The organism is Burkholderia cenocepacia (genome assembly GCF_014211915.1).
Classification (GTDB): domain Bacteria; phylum Pseudomonadota; class Gammaproteobacteria; order Burkholderiales; family Burkholderiaceae; genus Burkholderia; species Burkholderia orbicola.
In genome coordinates, this window is sequence record NZ_CP060040.1 from 1,363,707 (window position 1) to 1,380,975 (window position 17,269).

At 68.6% G+C, this 17,269-nt stretch carries 15 protein-coding genes; 2 read left to right on the forward strand and 13 right to left on the reverse strand.

The features are described from left to right. Positions 1-23: 23 nt before the first annotated feature. From SY91_RS22625 to panE, 8 genes are all read right to left on the reverse strand, one after another. Complete coding sequence (locus SY91_RS22625) at positions 24-782, reverse strand: SDR family oxidoreductase (protein WP_023477475.1); 759 nt, start codon at positions 780-782, stop codon at positions 24-26. Next, positions 779-2,326 carry an FGGY-family carbohydrate kinase gene (locus tag SY91_RS22630; RefSeq protein ID WP_023477474.1) on the reverse strand — a complete coding sequence of 516 codons (1,548 nt, stop codon included), beginning with the start codon at positions 2,324-2,326 and terminating at the stop codon, positions 779-781. Before SY91_RS22630 ends, SY91_RS22625 begins: the two co-directional genes overlap by 4 nt. Before the next feature lie 29 nt (positions 2,327-2,355). Further along, positions 2,356-3,444 carry an erythritol/L-threitol dehydrogenase gene (locus tag SY91_RS22635; protein ID WP_006480887.1) on the reverse strand — a complete coding sequence of 363 codons (1,089 nt, stop codon included), beginning with the start codon at positions 3,442-3,444 and terminating at the stop codon, positions 2,356-2,358. Positions 3,445-3,490: 46 nt separating this feature from the next. After that, entirely contained in the window at positions 3,491-4,504 is a 1,014-nt protein-coding gene (locus SY91_RS22640) for an ABC transporter permease (RefSeq protein ID WP_023477473.1), read from the reverse strand. After that, positions 4,491-6,011 carry a sugar ABC transporter ATP-binding protein gene (locus tag SY91_RS22645; protein ID WP_023477472.1) on the reverse strand — a complete coding sequence of 507 codons (1,521 nt, stop codon included), beginning with the start codon at positions 6,009-6,011 and terminating at the stop codon, positions 4,491-4,493. The genes SY91_RS22640 and SY91_RS22645 overlap by 14 nt, the downstream gene beginning before the upstream one ends. A gap of 26 nt (positions 6,012-6,037) precedes the next feature. After that, positions 6,038-6,982 (reverse strand): substrate-binding domain-containing protein, encoded by a 945-nt coding sequence (locus tag SY91_RS22650; RefSeq protein ID WP_023477471.1) that lies wholly within the window; start codon positions 6,980-6,982, stop codon positions 6,038-6,040. 120 nt (positions 6,983-7,102) lie between these two features. Next, complete coding sequence (locus SY91_RS22655) at positions 7,103-8,062, reverse strand: AraC family transcriptional regulator (protein ID WP_006480884.1); 960 nt, start codon at positions 8,060-8,062, stop codon at positions 7,103-7,105. 250 nt (positions 8,063-8,312) lie between these two features. Further along, positions 8,313-9,260, reverse strand: coding sequence for a 2-dehydropantoate 2-reductase (gene panE / locus SY91_RS22660; protein ID WP_023477470.1), 948 nt, complete (start codon positions 9,258-9,260; stop codon positions 8,313-8,315). Between the two features lie 248 nt (positions 9,261-9,508). Between panE and SY91_RS22665 the strand changes: the two genes are divergently transcribed. Beyond that, a complete protein-coding gene (locus tag SY91_RS22665) occupies positions 9,509-11,062 on the forward strand; it encodes a methyl-accepting chemotaxis protein (protein WP_023477469.1) in 1,554 nt (517 codons plus the stop codon). A 69-nt stretch (positions 11,063-11,131) separates the two neighbouring features. On the opposite strand, the gene SY91_RS22670 is transcribed toward SY91_RS22665, so the two are convergent. Further along, the gene (locus SY91_RS22670; protein ID WP_034175403.1) at positions 11,132-11,809 is read right to left on the reverse strand and encodes a response regulator transcription factor; all 678 of its coding nucleotides are present in this window, start codon (positions 11,807-11,809) and stop codon (positions 11,132-11,134) included. Positions 11,810-12,184: 375 nt separating this feature from the next. Between SY91_RS22670 and SY91_RS22675 the strand changes: the two genes are divergently transcribed. Continuing rightward, positions 12,185-12,676, forward strand: a complete 492-nt coding sequence (locus SY91_RS22675; RefSeq protein WP_011547320.1) for a hypothetical protein — start codon at positions 12,185-12,187, stop codon at positions 12,674-12,676. Between the two features lie 25 nt (positions 12,677-12,701). Here the strand turns inward: SY91_RS22675 and SY91_RS22680 are convergent, their stop codons facing one another. From SY91_RS22680 to SY91_RS22695, 4 genes are all read right to left on the reverse strand, one after another. Further along, a complete protein-coding gene (locus SY91_RS22680; protein WP_023477468.1) occupies positions 12,702-13,208 on the reverse strand; it encodes a hypothetical protein in 507 nt (168 codons plus the stop codon). Between the two features lie 130 nt (positions 13,209-13,338). Further along, on the reverse strand, positions 13,339-14,736 hold the full coding sequence (locus SY91_RS22685) for a sigma-54 dependent transcriptional regulator (protein WP_260632491.1): 1,398 nt from the start codon (positions 14,734-14,736) through the stop codon (positions 13,339-13,341). Between the two features lie 135 nt (positions 14,737-14,871). After that, entirely contained in the window at positions 14,872-15,456 is a 585-nt protein-coding gene (locus SY91_RS22690; protein ID WP_006480876.1) for a hypothetical protein, read from the reverse strand. A 155-nt stretch (positions 15,457-15,611) separates the two neighbouring features. After that, positions 15,612-17,267, reverse strand: coding sequence for a chemotaxis protein CheA (locus SY91_RS22695; protein WP_124477587.1), 1,656 nt, complete (start codon positions 17,265-17,267; stop codon positions 15,612-15,614). Between the last annotated feature and the right edge of the window lie 2 nt (positions 17,268-17,269).

Here is a 17,269-nt window from a genome sequence, read left to right on the forward strand (position 1 = left end):
GGCGCGCGACTACCGTGACGGGCCTAGCGCGCGGTATATCCGCCGTCGATCGGCAGCGACACGCCGCTGATCATCGACGCCGCATCGCTCAGCAAAAACAGGATCGGTTCGACGACTTCGTGCGGCTCCGCGAACCGGCCGAGCGGAATCGCAGCGAGCATCGGCGCACGCTTGTCCGGTTCGCTCCACGCGAACTGCGCCATCGGCGTGAGCGTGACGGTCGGGTTCACACTGTTCACACGAATGCCGTGCGGCCCGAGTTCGATACACAGCACGCGCGTGATCGCGTCCATCGCCGCCTTCGACGCGCAATAGCTCAGATGTGCGGGCAGGCCGACGAGTGCCGCCTGACTCGACACGTTGACGATGCTGCCCCGTGCGTGCGCCGCGCCACGTCCGTCGCGTCCGATCATCTTGCGCGCCACGGCCCGCGCGACAAGCGCCGCGCCACGCGCATTGACTGCCATCACGCGATCGAACTGCGCGGCACCGACCTCGAGCGCCGGTTCGAGCGACGCGATCCCCGCGCAATTGACGAGGCCGTCGAACGCGTCGTACGCGGCGAGTGCTGCGTCGATCGCGTGTTGATCGCCGCCGACATCCATGCGCAACGCATCGCACGCAATCTCGCCGGCAAGCGTGTCGAGTGCGGCCATGTCGCGCCCCGCCGCGACGACGCGCGCCCCCGCCTGCGCCAGCGCGACCGCGCATGCGCGGCCGATTCCGCTCGAGGCGCCCGTGACGAGCATCGTTGACCCGCCGAAATCGAATCGTGTGTTCATGATGACGTGCCCAGCCTGTGCATGATCGGCTTGAGTGCCGGATAGAGCGCCGTATAGAGCGCAAAACGCGCATCGTACGTTTGCACGCGCTCGGCATCGGGCCGTGCACGCTCGACGAGTGTGACCCAGCCGCCCTGCGCGTCATCGCGCGACACGAGCCCCGCGCCGACGCCCGCGAGCAGCGCGGCGCCCATCGCGGCTTCGACGTCCTGCTCGATCGTCCATACCGGAAAGCCCGTCACGTCCGCGATGATCTGCATCCACAGCGCCGAATGCGCGGCGCCGCCGACGACGATCAATCGGTCGTCCAGCGCCACCGCGCCGCGGCGGCCCGCCTCGATGTTGTGGCGCAACGCGAACGCGACGCCTTCGAGCACCGCACGATAAAGATGCGCACGGGTATGCGCGAGACTCAGCCCGACGAACGCGCCGCTCGCCTTCGCATCCCATACCGGGCTGCGTTCGCCCATCAGATACGGCAGGAACAGCACGCCGTCGGCGCCGGCCGGCACGCGCTCGGCCGCCTCCTCGAGCAGCACGTGCGGATCGCCGTGCGACAGCAGGCGCGCCGCATCGATTTCCGCGTGACAGAACTGGTCGCGAAACCACGCGACCGACGCGCCGGCCGTGATTGCCCCGCCGAACACATACAGGTCGCGCTGCCCGTCGAACACGTGCGGCATGCTCACGAGGCCATGGCGCGCATCGACATGCCGGTTCACGTAGCCCCAGCACATGCTGGTGCCGATCATCGCGACGTGCTGCCCGGTACGCGTCGCGCCGGCCGCGAAGGTCGCCACCGCGGCATCGACGCCGCCCGCGACGACCGGCGTGCCGGCCGGCAGCCCGAGTTGCGCGGTCCATTGCGACAGCAGGCCGCCGACGACGTCCGTCGAATCGACCAGCCGCTCGGGCATCATCGTCGCCGGAATGCCGAGCATGTCGAGCGCGTCGTCGGACCACTCGCGACGCGCGACGTCGTACACGCCGCCGATATTGCCGGCCGAACTGTGGTCGACCGCGACTTCGCCGGTCAGCAGGTAGATCACGTACGCGTTCGGCGGCAGGAAATAGCGCACGTTCGCCCACACGTCGGGCCGCTGATCGCGCAGCCAGAGCATCTTGGTGAAGCCGTAGTAGCTGTCGACGCCGTTGCCGGTGATCACGCGCAGCCGCTCGACGTTCACGTGTTCGTTGACCCAGTCGACTTCGGCGGTCGCGCGCCGGTCCATCCAGATCAGGCACGGATGCAGCGGCCGCATGTCGATGTCGACCGGGATGCCCGAGCCGCCGTACAGGCTGCTCACGCACACCGCACGAATCGCGTCGGCCGGCACGCCCTGCGCCCGCGCGTCGCTCACGCAGCCGGCGATGCAGCCGAGCACCGCGTCGAACCACACCTGCGGCCACTGCTCGGCCCACAGCGGACGCGGCGTATCGGGCTGGTAGCCGGCCGAGCGCCGCGCGACGATCGTGCCGTGCCGGTCGACGAGCAGCGCCTTGGTGCTCTGCGTGCCGATGTCGACGCCTATGACGTATTCCATGATGTCTCCGGTGAGGCGCGCGCCGGCCGTCAGCGGGCCGGTTTCAGCAGCACCTTGATCGATTCGGGCGATTTCGCGACGCGGATCGCATCGTCCCAGTCTTCCAGCGCGAAACCGTGCGTGACGATGCCCTTCGACGTAACGAGCCCACGCGCGAGCAGGTCGATCGCGACCGGATAGCAGTATGGCCCGAGGTGCGCGCCGCGTACGTCGAGCTCCTTGCGGTCGCCGATGATCGACCAGTCGACGGTCGCATCCTCGCCGAACACGCTGAATTCGACGAAGCGGCCGAGCTTGCGGATCAGGTCGAGCCCCTGGTTCACGCCGACCGGCGCGCCGGTCGTCTCGATGTACACGTCGCAGCCGTAGCCGTCGGTGAGCGCGCGGACGATCTCGCGCGCGTCGTCGCGCTGCGGGTTGATCGTCACGTCGGCGCCGTACTGGCGCGCGAGTTCGAGCCGTTCGTCGATCAGGTCGATCACGACGAGTTTCTTCGGCGTCTTCAGGTGCGCGACCTGCGTCATCATCAGCCCGAGCGGGCCCGCGCCCGCGATCACGACGACGTCGTCGAGCTGGACGTCGCCGCGGTTCACCGTGTGGATCGCGCACGCCAGCGGCTCGATGATCGCCGCATCCTCGAGCGATACGCCGAGCGGAATCTTGTGAACGATCGCGGTCGGCGGAATGCGCATGTACTCGGCCATCCCGCCGTCGGCGACCTCGCGCTGGAAACCGAAGATATTGTGCACCTCGCACATCCAGTACTGGCCCGATTTGCAATAGCGGCACTTGCCGCACGGCACGATCTGCTCGGCGATCACGCGGTCGCCCAGCGCCACGCCGAAATGCTCGGCCGCGCCGTCGCCGAGCGCTTCGACGTAGCCGAAGAATTCGTGGCCGGGAATCACCGGCGCCTTTACCCACGGGCTCGGTCCGCCCCAGAACATCTTGGCGCCGGTGTAGCACTTGCAGTCGCTCGCGCAGATCCCGCACGCGGCGATGCGGATCACGAGTTCGTTCGCGCCGGGATTCGGCTTCGCGACCTGTTCGACGCGATAGTCCTCGGGGCCGTGGCAGACGACCGCGGTCATTCGCGGCTGGGCTTCGGGTGTCGTCATGAGTTGTCTCTTTCCTGAGTGATTCGGATACCGGATTAATCAAGCGTTACCGCGATCGCTCGCGGCTGATGTAGATCGCGAGCAGGATGATTCCGCCCTTGATCACGTTCTGCACATACGGGTTCACGCCGATCATGTTGAGCCCGTTGTTGAGCACGCCGAGCAGCAGCGCGCCGACCAGCGTGCCGAGGATCGCCCCGCGCCCGCCGGAGATCGACGTGCCGCCCATCACGACGGCCGCGATCGCGTCGAGTTCGAAGCCCACGCCCGCGTTCGGCTGCCCGCTCATCAGGCGCCCGGTCAGCACGATCGCGGCGAGCGCCGACGTGAGCCCGGCCAGCGTGTAGACGATCAGCTTCACGCGCGCGACCCGCACGCCGGTGAGCCGCGTCGCCTGCTCGTTGCCGCCGATCGCATACACGTAGCGGCCGAACGGCATCCGGTCGAGCAACAGCCACGCGATCGCGTAGACCACCAGCATGATCAGCACCGGCGCCTGGATGCCGAGCACCTTGCCGCTGCCGAAGAACGCGACCCAGTCGGGCAGCCCGTCGATCGGATAGCCGCCCGTGTAGATCAGTGCGAGGCCGCGCGCGATGCCCATCGTCGCGAGCGTGACGATGATCGGCGGCATCCCGGCGAACGCGACGAACACGCCGTTCAGGAAGCCGAAGCCGAGGCCGACCGCGATGCCGATCGCCAGCGCGGCAACCGCGTTGACGCCCGCGACCATCAACCCGGCCGCGAGCGTGCCCGACAGCGCCATCACCGAGCCGACCGACAGGTCGATCCCGCCGGTCAGGATCACGCAGGTCATGCCGACCGCGATGATCGCGTTGATCGAGACCTGGCGCAGCACGTTCTCGAGGTTCGCGGCGGACAGGAAGCTCGGGCTCGCGATCATTATCGCGATGCACACGACGATCAGGCCGACGAGCGGATAGAACAGCGTCGAGCGGCGCAACTGCGCCCACATCGCGCGGGGCGGCGGCGCGTCGCCGTTTCCGGCGGTGGCCGCGAGCGTCGTGGAACGCGTGGAAGAAGAATCAGGCAGGTTCATGGGTCGCTCCTCGCGTGCCGGCCGTGGCATAGGTCATGACCGTGTCGGGATCGATCTCGTCGCCGGCGAGCGTCGCCTCGATGCGGCCCTGCCGGAACACGGCGACGCGATCGCACATGCCGACGATTTCCGGCAATTCGGACGAGATCATGATGATGGCGTAGCCGCGCGCGGTGAGTTCGCGCATCAGCCCGTAGATTTCGGCTTTTGCGCCGACGTCGATGCCGCGCGTCGGCTCGTCGAAGATCAGCACCGACGTGTGATGATTCAGCCAGCGCGCGATCACGACCTTCTGCTGGTTGCCGCCGGACAGCGTCGCGACCTCGGTATGGATCGACGGCGCCTTCACGCCGACGCGCCGCATCACGTCGTGCGTGGTGCGTGCCTCGCCGCGCCGGTCGATCAGCCAGCGCATCGACCGGTACTTGCCGAGGTTGTTCAGCGAGATGTTGTCGCGAATCGAGAACGACGTGACGAGCCCTTCCGTCTTGCGGCTTTCCGGCAGGATGCCGATGCCCGCGCGCAGCGCGTCGGCCGGATCGGCGAGCTTCGCCGCCGCGCCGCGCACGCGCAGTTCCTTGCGATGCGCGCGCGTCGCGCCGATCACCGCGAGCGCGGTTTCGGTGCGTCCCGAACCGACGAGCCCCGCGAAACCGAGGATCTCGCCTTCATGCAACGCAAAGCGGTTCACCGGGCCGTCGCGCTCGATCTGCAGCGCTTCGACTTCGAGCACGGCCGGCGCATCGGCCCGTAATACTGGCTTCGGCGGAAAGCTGCTTTCGATCCGGCGACCGACCATCATGCGCACCAGTTGCTCGACGTCGGTGCGCGCGACCTCGGTCGTCGCGACATACTGGCCGTCGCGCAGCACCGTGATGCGGTCGCACACCGCGAAGATCTCGTCCAGATGATGCGAAATGAAGATCATCGCGACGCCCTGCCGCTTCAGCTCGCGCATGATCGCGAACAGGTGTTCGGCCTCGGCCGGCGTGAGCGTCGCGGTCGGTTCATCGAGGATCAGGATGCGGGCGTCGAGCGACAGCGCCTTGCCGATCTCGACGAACTGCTGCTGCGCGACCGACAGCGTGCGGATTGGCGCATCGAGATCGATCGCCACGCCCAGGCGCGCGAAGATGGCAGCGGCCGCCGCGCGCATCCGCTTGCGGTCGCGCGCGCCCCAGCGATTGCGCAGCTCGCGGCCGAGAAACAGGTTGTCGACGGCATCGAGGTGTGGAATCAGGCTGAACTCCTGAAACACGATGCCGACGCCGGCCGCGACCGCGTCGTGATAGTCCGCGAAATGGCGCACGGCGTCGTCGATCTCGATCGTGCCGGCATCCGGCTGGTGGATGCCGCACAGGATCTTCATCAGCGTCGACTTGCCCGCGCCGTTCTCACCGAGCAGCGCATGGATCTCGCCGCGCGCGATTTCCAGATCGATGTCGGACAGCGCCTTCACACCGGGAAAGCTTTTCGTGATGTGGCTGAGCCTGAGTATCGTGTCCATCGGCTTCTCCGTGCGAAGGGCGTCGTTCACCAGCTGAAACCCTTCGCGTTGCCGCGATCGACGACCTTCACGTCGACGGGGATCGCCTTCGGCACCGTCGCACCCCACTTGCGCGCGATCGCGATGCCGAGCGCGATGCGCACCTGGTCGGCCGGGAACTGCGCGGTCGTCTCGATGAACTTCGAGTTCGGCTTCTGGATCGCGGCGATCGCCTCGGGTGCGCCGTCGACGCTCGTCAGCTTGATGTCCTTGCCGGAGCCCTCGATCGCGGCGAGCGCGCCCATCGAGCCGCCGTCGTTCACGCTGAAGAGCCCCTTCAGGTTCGGATGCGCGGAGATCATGTTCTCGGTGACCGACAACGCGGTCGCGCGCTCCTGCTTGCCGTTCTGCGTATCGACGAGCTTCACGTTCGGGAATTTCGCGAGCCCGGCCTTGCAGCCGCGCACGCGTTCGAGAATCGGCACGACCGGAATGCCGTCGAGGATCGCGACCTCGCCGCTGCCGCCGATCGCCTTCGCGAGGTATTCGCACGACATCACGCCCGCGTCGTAGTTCTTCGAGCCGACGAACGAATCGACCGGGCCGTTCGCGTTCGCATCGACGGCGACGACCACCGCGCCCGCCTTCTTCGCCTGCGTGATCGCCGACTGGATGCCGGTCGAATCGGTCGGGTTCACGAGCAGGATGTCGATCTTCTTCTGCAGCATGTCCTCGACGTCGCTCACCTGCTTGCTGACGTCGTGATGCGCGTCGGTGACGACGACCTGCGCGCCGATCGACGCGGCCGCGTCGTTCAGCGCCTTCTGCATCGTCACGAAGTACGGGTTGTTCAGTTCCTGGAACGTCATGCCGATCCGCAGCGGCGCGGCATGCGCGGAGGCGGCGGGCAACAGGGCCGCGCCGGCGAGCGCGGCAACGGCCGCCAGGCGGGCGGCGCGACGGACGGATGAAGCGGGCGATGCGTGCGTCATGACGGTGTCTCCAAAAATTGTGTGCGGCTTTTTCGTGGGTGAATGCGCCCCTCGCGACGTGAGCGACGCGATCGGCGGGGTAAAACGGCGGGGAAACTCAGGCGGGCAACGGCCCGGCGGTCATCCGGGCTGCGGCATGAGTTCGGGCGCACCGGGCGTCAGCACGCGCGGCGGCAGCGGATTACCGGTCGGCGCCGCATGCAGCGCCAGCTCGCGGCTGCGCGCGTTCAGGCGCTGCAGCGCACGGAATTCGGACGGCGCCATCCCCTTCACCGCGCGGAACTGGCGGTTGAAGTTCGACACGTTGTTGAAGCCGGCCTGGAAACAGATGTCGGTAATGCTCGCGTCGTCGGCGAGCAGCATCTGGCAGGCGGACTCGATCCGCAGACGATTCACGTACTGGACGAACGGCATGCCGGTGTGGCGATGGAACGTGCGCGAGAACGCGCTGACGCTCTGCCCGGTCAGTTGCGCGAGATCGGATTCGCGCAGCTCGGACGCGAGGTTCTTGCCGATATACGACAGCGCGTGGCTCAGGCGCGTGGGCGTGACATCGGCCTGGTCGTACGCGGGGCTCGCGAGCAGCGTGCGTTCGGCCGCGCCGCACAGCCGCTCCAGGATCGTCATGAACAGCGCGATGCGGCGCATGCCGCGCGCGGTCAACAGTTCATCGAACAACGGCGCGATTGCAGCGCTCGTCGCGGCATCGAAGCCGACCCCGCGCCGCGCGTCGTCCAGCAGCGTCTGCGCATCGCGGCATTCGGGGAACGCGTCCATGCAGCGGCGCACGAACGACGGATCGAACTGGATCACGAGATTGCGGCGCTCGACGGTTTCGCCTTCGGCCATGTCGCTGACCCAGTTGTGCGGCAGGTTCGGGCCCAGCAGCACGAGATGGCCGGGGCCGAACGAGCCGATGTGATCGCCGACGAAATACTTGCCGTGCGTCGCGACGATCAGGTGCAGCTCGAATTCGGGATGGAAATGCCAGCGGATCGTGCGATACGGATAGCCGTGCGACCAGACCTTGAACGACTCGTCGCGTCGCACGTCGACCACTTCGAGATCGGGGTGCATCATGTTGGCGTCTCCATTCCCATATATTGCTGGCCGGCCTGTTCGGCTGTGCGCGCATCGCCGCGTGTCTCGCGCGGCGATGCGACCGGTCGCATGGGAAGCAATGTAGGTCGATCGAGCGCGCGGCTCCACCAACTTTACGCCTGATTTTCGATACTTTTTTGCCGCCCACCGGCTGAAATGGCGCCGGATGGCAAATTTGTTGCAGCGCGGAACGACGCGGGCGGCCGCCCGCGCCACGGCCAGCACCGGCTTATGCCGCCGCGTGCTCGCGCGCCGTGCGTACCTCGTACGTCTTCAGGTGGTTGTACGCGATCCGCAGCAGCGACAGCATGTCTGTCGCCTGCGGGTCGCGCCGCGCGAGCAGGTCGCCGATCACGTGATCGGCTTCGACGCGCGCGTGGTTCTCGACGTCACGCAGCATCGACGCGGTCAGCGGCGACGGCGTCAACACCATCCGCTGCATCCGCTCGCTGGCCGCCGGATCGGGCCGGTGGCCGTTGTGTTCCGCGATCGCGCTGCATTCGGCGAGCATCGTCTCGAGCAGACGGCGGCCGTCCGGCGCGGCGAGAATGTCGCCGATCGAACCGCGAAACAGCGACGTACTCGCGGCGAGCGTCGCGAGGAACACCCACTTGTCCCACATCCGCGCGGCGATGTCGTCGCTGAGCGTGGCATCGAAACCCGCGCCGCCGAGCACGTCGGCCACCGCGCGCACGCGCGGCGATTCGCCGCCGGCAAGCTCGCCGAACGATACGCCGTGCGTGTCGTTCAGGTGCACGATGCGCTGCTCGCGATCGAGCGTCGCCGCGATCACGCACAACCCGCCGAGCACCTGCGCGGCGTCGAAGCGCTCGCGCAGCACGTCGAGATGGCGCATCCCGTTGAGCATCGGCAGGATCAATGTCTGCGGGCCGACGAACGGCGCGAACGATGCAATCGCGTCGTCGAGGCTGTACGCCTTGCAACTCAGCAGCACGAGGTCGAACGGCGCGACGCCGGCGCCTGCATCGCCCGCGCGCACGGTCTGCACGTTCGCGAGCGTCAGGTCGCCGCGCGGGCTGCGGATCAGCAAGCCGTCGCGCGCAAGGGCGGCAGCGCGGCCGTCGCGCACCAGGAACGTCACGTCGCGCCCCGCCGCGACCAGCCGGCCGCCGAAGTATCCGCCGACCGCGCCGGCCCCTACCACCAGAATCCGCATCGTTGCCTCCTTTCGGTTTCGGTCGGCGTCGCGCTGCCGCCCGTGCGAGGCGCGACGCCGACCGTCGCCCGACAGTATAGCGGTCGCTGTTATGCATATGCATAGATGCCCGCGCTCGCGTCGCGGGCATGGGGAAATGACGGCTTCTAAGGGATTTCCCGTCTACGGCGACGCGCATGGCGCGCCGTCAAACCACTTATCCCGTCACGCCGCTCCGGCGAGCTTCCACGACTGACCGACCTCATACCATGCGCAATCTTTCCCTGAATCAGAAACTCGCCTCGATGATCGTCATCCTGTGGCTCGGCCTGCTCGTGATCGCCGGGCTCGGCGCATGGCAGACCCGCGCGTCGATGATCGCGGACCGCCGCGACCAGCTCGCATCGCTGGTCGCGCAGGCCGCGAGCGTGACCGATCACTACTACAAGCTGTCGCAGCAGAATGTGATGCCGGAAGCCGACGCGAAGCAGAAGGCGATCGAGGCGATCGCCGCGATGCGGCACGGCGCCGACGGCTATATCTCGATCAACGATTCGAAACCGGTGATCGTGATGCATCCGATCAAGGCCGAGCTCAACGGCAAGGACGTGTCGAACTTCACCGATCCGAACGGCAAGCACCTGTTCGTCGAGATCGTGAAGGCCGGCAACGCGGAAGGCGGCAAGGGCTTCGTCGAATATCTGTGGCCGAAGCCGGGCGCGGACAAGCCGCAGGAGAAAACCAGCGCCGTGCAGCGCTTCGCGCCGTGGGACTGGTACCTGGTGACCGGCATGTACATGAACGACGTGCGCTCGGCGGTGCTCGCGAGCATCGGCCGCTGGCTGGCGATGACGGCCGTGCTCGGCGCGATCGCGACGGCCGTGATGGTGCTGGTGCTGAAAAGCGTGCGCGCGAGCCTCGGCGGCGAACTCGAAGCGGCGCTCGACGCCGCGCAGCGCATCGCGCAGGGCGACCTGACCGCGCGCGTGACCGTGAAGCACGACGATCGCGGCAGCCTGCTGCATGCGCTGCACACGATGCAAGGCGGGCTGATCGACATGGTGTCGCGCGTCCGGATGGGCACCGAGAACATCAACGTGGGCGCGAGCGAAATCGCATCCGGCAACACGGACCTGTCGCAGCGCACCGAGGAACAGGCGGCCGCGCTCGTGCAAACCGCGTCGAGCATGGACGAGATGACCGCGAACGTGAAGCAGAACGCGGACAGCGCCGCGCAGGCCGCGTCGCTCGCCGGCCAGGCCGCGCAGGTCGCGACGCGCGGCAGCGAAGTGGTCGACGACGTCGTGCGCACGATGAACGAGATCACCGACCGCTCGCACAAGATCGGCGACATCATCGGCGTGATCGACGGGATCGCGTTCCAGACCAACATCCTCGCGCTGAACGCGGCCGTGGAAGCGGCCCGCGCGGGCGAACAGGGCCGCGGCTTCGCGGTGGTCGCGGCCGAAGTGCGATCGCTCGCGCAACGCTCGGCGACGGCGGCCAAGGAGATCAAGTCGCTGATCGTGTCGTCGAACGAGACGGTCCAGCACGGCGCGACGCTCGTCACGCATGCAGGCGAGACGATGGCCGAGATCGTGCAGTCGGTGCGGCGCGTGAACGAGATCCTCGACGAAATCAGCCACGCATCCCGCGAACAGAGCGCCGGGATCGAGCAGGTCAACCGCGCGGTGGGCGAGATGGACCAGGTCACGCAGCAGAACGCGGCGCTCGTCGAACAGGCCGCGGCAGCCGCGCATTCGCTGCGCGATCAGGCCGAGGCGCTGCGCGACGCGGTGACGCGGTTCGCGTTGCCGGCCTGACGGCGCCCCGCCGCTCACGCCGCCCCGCCCAGCCCTCACACCGCCGGGCCCCTCACACCGCCCGGCCCCTCACACCGCGCTGCCCGCCCGCAGCGCGGCCTCCCCGCTCCCGAGCCCCAGCCCGGCCGCGCGCTGAATCAGCTCGACGTCGTTGTTCGCGCCGAGCTTCTTCATCGCGCTGATCTTCTGCGCGCTGACCGTCTGCTTGCCCTTGCTCAGGCGCTGTGCGATCGTCTTGATCGGCACGCCCGACAGATACAGTCGAATCACCTCGATCTCGCGCGCCGACAGCTTCACGGGCGGGTCGCCGCGCGTGCCGAGCGCATCGACCGCGCGCCGGACGGACGGCGACAGATAGGCGCCGCCGCTGTAACTCGAATGGATCGCCGTGACGATGTGGCCGACCTCGTCGAGCTTGCTGACGACGCTCACGTGGCCAATCCCCAGGATCGAGCGGAAGATCAGCGGATTCTCGTTGGCGACCAGCGCGACGATCCCGACGTTCGGCCGCATGCGGCGCAGCCAGTCGAACAGCGCGAGGCCGTCCATCTGCTCGTCGCCGGGAATCGCATAGTCGACCAGCACGACGTCGCAGTCGACGCCGCCGAGCGACGCGACCAGTTCGGCCGCGCTCCGGTAGACCGCGACGAGCTCGATCGCGCAGGTGCTGCCTGCGATCTGCTCGATGCCGGCCAGCGTCAACGGCCAGTCGTACGCGACGACGATGCGAACATTGAATTTCCTCATGCGCAGTTCCTGGTAATTCACCGGCCGCGCCACGCGAAAGGTGTCGGCCGGTTGGGCGTTGAAAGGACGTTCAGGCTACTTTTAGCCTGAACGTCGATTCTATGAACGTACGCAAGGACGCGATATCGGACGGCGTACGAATTGGCCGCCGCAGACGTAATACGGGTTTGATATTTGCACCGGTCCGACGCCCGGCGGCCGGCGGTCGATTGCAGCGGCATCGGCCCGACGGCCAGGGTCGCGCGCCGCGCGGCCGGTCAGCAGGTAAAATTGCGCCTTTGCATGCCACCCCGGCCCGCCGGCGGCGAGCGACGCGCCGCTGCCGGCCGCGCGCCCCGCCCGTTCGCCGGCTTGCCCGTACCGCCCGCTTTCCTCATGACCGATTCCGACCTGCAATCCGACGACACCTCCATCCACGAAGACGGCCTCTGGCGCGACAACGGCTGGACGGCCCGCATCATCAAGAACGAAGACGACGACGGCTGGGCCGTCGAGATGGTCAAGGACGGCGAGTCCGAGCCCGCGCTCGTCGGGCCGTGGACCATGGGCCGCGACAAGAAGAACCCGAAGCCGATGGACGCGAACGCGTTCCGCACGCTCGTGAAAACCGCGACCGAAGTGCTGATGCGGCACGAACAGCAGCGGCGCGCGCTGCTGCACAAGGAAGTGACGGTGCAGGACGAAGCCGGGCAGGATGTGTCGGTGACGCTCGACATCGTGCCGGACGAGTTCGAGCCGTATGCGCAGCTCAAGGCATTCGATCCGTATGGCGAGCTGCTGGCCGACGCGAAGGTGTCGGCCGGGTTCAAGCTCAACAAGGCCAGCGCCGAACGCTGGGTCGCCTCGGGCTTCGACCGGCCTGCCTGAACCCGCACGGCGCGCCGAAGCGCGATCAGGCGCCGGCGCCGCGCTCCGCGCGCGCGAGCCGGCGTGCGGCCAGCTTGCGCCGCACGAGCTCCTCGAACTGCTGCGTCGCAACCTCCGGGTCGCGCGCGGCGAGGCCCAGCAGGTTGCGCGCGAGCTGGATCGGCGTCAGCACGATGCCCCACGGCAGCCCCCACCAGCCGAGCGTGGCCGATGCGAGCAGCGCGAGCGCCTGCTTCCTGCGCCCGCAGCGACGGCAGCACACGTGGCGCCGCGTGGCCCAGCGCGTGACGAACAGGAGCGACACGACGCGATGCGACGCGTGAACGTCGACCGGCCGCCCTTCTCGCAGGCAGATCGGGCATGGCCCGTAGCGCCAGTCGTCGACGTACTGCCGGACCTTCGCGTCGGGCACCCGTTCGGCCTCGACGACGACCGGATGCGCGTGCGCGCATGCCGGGCCGCAATAGCGGCGCCCGTCGATCGACTGCCCGCCGAGCAGGAACGTCCTGCCGCAGTGACTGCACTCTGCCACGATGACCTCGGATGAACGTGATGCGCCGCGTGCCGGTCGCGCGCACCTCGATGCGCGCGTGCCGGCCGGGCCATTTCATGTTTTAACGGCCGCCGCCGCGAGGTCTTGAGCGGTCGCGCGCCATGGCGCGTCAGCTGTGCAGCCCGTGCGCGATCATCAGACGGTACAGCGTCGCGCGCGAGATGCCGAGCTCCGCCGCGACGTCCGCATGCTGGTGGCGGTGACGCAGCAGCGTTTCCTCGATCGCGTGCCGCTCGGCCTGCCGGCGCGCCTGCGCGAGCGTCGGCGGCCGCAGCGACGTGTACGGACGCAATTCGAGATCGGCGGCCGAGATCAGCGGGCCGTTCGTCATCACGACCGCGAAGCGGATCCGGTTGATCAGCTCGCGCACGTTGCCGGGCCACGGATAGTTGTGGATCGCCTCGATCGCGCACGGCGTGAAGCCGCGAATCCGGTACGAGCCGTCGTCGCGATAGCGCCGCAGCACGTCGTCGGCGAGCAGCATGATGTCGCGGCCGCGCATGCGCAGCGGCGGCTCGTCGATCCGCAGCACGCACAGGCGGTAATACAGGTCGGCGCGGAATCGCCCGGCCTGCATCGCGGCCTCGAGATCGACGTGGGTCGCCGACACGATCCGCACGTCGACCGGAATCGACGCATGCCCGCCGAGCCGCTCGATCTTGCCTTCCTGCAGGAACCGCAGCAGGCTCGCCTGGCTCTCGAACGGCATGTCGCCGATTTCGTCGAGAAACAGCGTGCCGCCGTGCGCGGCCTCGATGCGGCCGATCTTGCGCTGGTGCGCGCCGGTGAACGCGCCGCGCTCGTGGCCGAACAGTTCGGCCTGCAGCAGCGTCGTCGGGATGGCCGCGCAGTTCACGGCGACGAACGGTGCGTCGGCACGCGACGACTGCCGATGGATCGCCGCCGCCGTCAGTTCCTTGCCGGTGCCGGATTCGCCGGCGATGAACACGGTCGCCTCGGTGTTCGCGACCTTGCGGATCGTCGCGAACAGCCGGCGCATCGCGCCGCACGCGCCGATCATCGCGCCGCCGGGCGGCGGCGCCTCCGCGGCCGGGTCGCCGTCCGCGAGCTTCAGCATCCCGTACGCATGGCCGACGAGATAGCCGATCGTCGTGTAGGCCCCCGCATTTCGCACGTAGTCGAAGCAGCAGTGGCGGATCAGGCGCGCGATCGTGATGTTGCGCAGCTGCTCGCCGTCGGCGAGGGCGACCCAGCCGACCCGCGGGTCACGCAGCAGTGCCTCGAACGACGCGACGTCCGGCGACGCGAAGCTGTCGAAATCGACGATGCCCGCATGCGGACGGTTCGCCTTGACGAGATTCAGCGCGTCCGCGACGGTTTTGGCGCGCCATACGTCCCAGCCGCGCGACGCGAGCACATCGACGAGCGCGGCATCGTGTTGCTGCGACAGGTAGACGAGCGGCCGCGACGGCGCGACGGGATTGTGCCGGACCGCGATGAACGGCAGCGCGCTCACCAGCCGTTCGACATCCCGCGGGCCCGACATGCTCAGCTGACAGCAATGGTTCACGATCGCCTCGCCGCATAAGGGTATGTATCGGAGCGGCCGTTGCCCGATCGCGTGCGGCGGGGCCCGTGGTCCCGCGGCGCGGCGCCGCTCCGTCCTCGAATCGATACCGCGTCATCGGCAGAACACGACGCGCTGCGTGTAGATCTGCGGCTCGACGACAGGCTTCGTCGAGCCGTTGAGATCGTCGCGATAGGCGCGGTAGGTCTTGCCGTTCACCGTCACGTCCGACGCGCGGGCAGTCTCGATCCGGTCGAGCCCGGCGTGCCGCCATTCGTTCACCCGGTCCGCCGCCGTGACGCTCGACTCGCCCGCGATCTGCTGCGTGATCGCGCTGCCGTCGCTCCACGGCTGCGTCTGCATGTCCTCGGTGTGCTGCATCGCGCCGACCGTCTTGCCGGTCGACTTCGGCCCGTTCTGCGCGTCGAACGGCGCACCGCGGCCGTACACCGGCGATTGCCACGACGGCGCGTGACCCGCTTCCGGCATCATGTAGATCATCTGCGGATCGCCGATCATCATCATTGGCGCGCATGCCGTGTTGTCGGGACGGCCGAGCGTCGACAGCGCCTGCTGGACGCTCGCGGCATTCGCGAGGGTCTGCTCGCTCAGGATGACGAAGACCGCGGGATTCTGGAAAACCGATTGCGCAGCGGCCTGCACGCTGGCCAGCCACAAAGCGATCAAAAAGATCCTCATGATTGAGGCCTCCTTGCATCCTCGTCACGCAAAAAGAGGTGTTGACCTCGGGGATGGGAGCAACACCCGTCAAACCGGAAAAGACTGTCGGGCATCGGGCCGAACGTCTGCCGTGCGACCCGCGCGCCGGTCGCACGGCAAACCGGCCCACATGCCTACGACGAGGTACTCGTCGAGATGACGGTCGGCGCCGGCGCGACCGGTGCAGCCGGTGCGGCCTGCCGGTCGACCGTGGCCGGCGGCAACGCTTGCGCCGGATCGGTCAGCGCAGGCATGCCGGCGGCTTGTGCAGCCGCGGTGCCAGCCGATTCGACCGCGTCCGGAACTTTCGCGTCCGCTGCCGGCATGTCGGCAGGCGCAGCGGCGACGACAGGCTGCGGGGCCGCCGGTGCAGGCGCTTCGGCGGTTGCCTGCGGCGCCGGCTCGGCCGCCTTCGCATCGGCGGCAGGCGCCGCGACGGCGGCTGCCGCCGGCATCGGTTCGGCAACCGGCTCGCCGGCGGCCTGGGCCGTGTCGGTCGCGGCCGGCATCGGCTCCGGCGCCTTGTCGGCGACGGGCTGGGCAGGCTCGGGAGCCTTGTCCGCGATGGCCGGAGCAGGCTCGGGCGTCTTGTCGGCAACCGCCGGAGCAGCCTCGGGAGCTTTGTCGGCGACCGCCGGGGCGGGCTCGGGGGCTTTGTCGGCGACCGGCTGCACGGGCTCCGCTGCCTTCGTATCGGCGACCGCTGCGGCAGGTGCCGGCGCTGCCTTGTCAGCCACGGCCGGCGCGGCGATGACGGCTGCAGCCGGCACGGCTGCCATTGCGGCCGCCGGTACGACCGAGGCTGCGGGTGCGGCAGCGACAGCAGGCGCGGCAGCAGCAGCCGGCGCCGCGGCGACCGGAACCGCGGCGGCAACCGTCGGCACTGCAACGGCCGGAGCAGCCGCGGCAACGGCGGGCGTCGCGACGGCCGGCGCGGCGGCGACAGGCGCGAGCGCCGGCACCGGGACCGGCACCGAAACGGGCGCGGCGCGCATCGAAGCCGTCTCGATCGGGCGCGTCGCTGCGGGCGCCGGTGCGGCCGAGCCGAGCGGCGGCAGGCCCATCCGGTCGCGCACGATCGGATCGCGATACTTCACGTCGTCCGCGACGGTCGCTTCGACGCTGGGCGCCACGTTCGAACGGGCGAGCGGCGCGGTCGTGCCCGGGCACAGGTGCCCGGTCGCTTCCACCGCGCGCCGGTTCGCGTCGCTCTGGCACAGCAGCGCGAGCGCCACGTCGGTCAGGCCCATCGCACGGAATTCACGCGCATCGAGACGCCGCACGCAGGCCTGGTCGACCAGCGTCGTGCCGCCCGTCGCGCCGAACCCCGGGAACGACACGCCGACGCTCACCGAGCCCATGCAGGTATCGGACAGCGTGGTCGTGAGGCCCGGCGCCTGGATCGACGGGTTCGTCTTGATCGTCTGCGTCCCCGAGTAATTGACGTTTTCCGTCGCCTGGGTGTTGTACGGGCTCGAGCCTGGCGCGCCGGCCGCGAGCGTGTTCGTGCTCTGCGGCGTCACGTTGCCGCCGGTCGTGCTGGACGGCATCGTCACGTTGACGTTCACGCTCGAATTGCCGCTGCCGCGCACCCCGCTGCTGCTCGTGGCGTTGCCGCCGCGCGAGCTCGTGGTGTTCGTGTTCATGCTCGAGCCGCCACCCTGACTGATCGCCGTCGACGATGTCGACGACTGCGCGCTCGACGTCGAATCGGCGGTTTGCGCCTGGGCACCGATCGTGGTCATCGCGAACATCGCCGCACATGCCACCTTGATCCTGTTGCTGTTCATTT

Bases quoted from the DNA above. Each gene is read 5' to 3' on its own strand.
- SY91_RS22625 (WP_023477475.1), bottom strand. From the start codon at position 782: ATGAACACACGATTCGATTTCGGCGGGTCAACGATGCTCGTCACGGGC.
- SY91_RS22630 (WP_023477474.1), bottom strand. From the start codon at position 2,326: ATGGAATACGTCATAGGCGTCGACATCGGCACGCAGAGCACCAAGGCG.
- SY91_RS22635 (WP_006480887.1), bottom strand. From the start codon at position 3,444: ATGACGACACCCGAAGCCCAGCCGCGAATGACCGCGGTCGTCTGCCAC.
- SY91_RS22640 (WP_023477473.1), bottom strand. From the start codon at position 4,504: ATGAACCTGCCTGATTCTTCTTCCACGCGTTCCACGACGCTCGCGGCC.
- SY91_RS22645 (WP_023477472.1), bottom strand. From the start codon at position 6,011: ATGGACACGATACTCAGGCTCAGCCACATCACGAAAAGCTTTCCCGGT.
- SY91_RS22650 (WP_023477471.1), bottom strand. From the start codon at position 6,982: ATGACGCACGCATCGCCCGCTTCATCCGTCCGTCGCGCCGCCCGCCTG.
- SY91_RS22655 (WP_006480884.1), bottom strand. From the start codon at position 8,062: ATGATGCACCCCGATCTCGAAGTGGTCGACGTGCGACGCGACGAGTCG.
- panE (WP_023477470.1), bottom strand. From the start codon at position 9,260: ATGCGGATTCTGGTGGTAGGGGCCGGCGCGGTCGGCGGATACTTCGGC.
- SY91_RS22665 (WP_023477469.1), top strand. From the start codon at position 9,509: ATGCGCAATCTTTCCCTGAATCAGAAACTCGCCTCGATGATCGTCATC.
- SY91_RS22670 (WP_034175403.1), bottom strand. From the start codon at position 11,809: ATGAGGAAATTCAATGTTCGCATCGTCGTCGCGTACGACTGGCCGTTG.
- SY91_RS22675 (WP_011547320.1), top strand. From the start codon at position 12,185: ATGACCGATTCCGACCTGCAATCCGACGACACCTCCATCCACGAAGAC.
- SY91_RS22685 (WP_260632491.1), bottom strand. From the start codon at position 14,736: ATGTCGGGCCCGCGGGATGTCGAACGGCTGGTGAGCGCGCTGCCGTTC.
- SY91_RS22690 (WP_006480876.1), bottom strand. From the start codon at position 15,456: ATGAGGATCTTTTTGATCGCTTTGTGGCTGGCCAGCGTGCAGGCCGCT.
- SY91_RS22695 (WP_124477587.1), bottom strand. From the start codon at position 17,267: ATGAACAGCAACAGGATCAAGGTGGCATGTGCGGCGATGTTCGCGATG.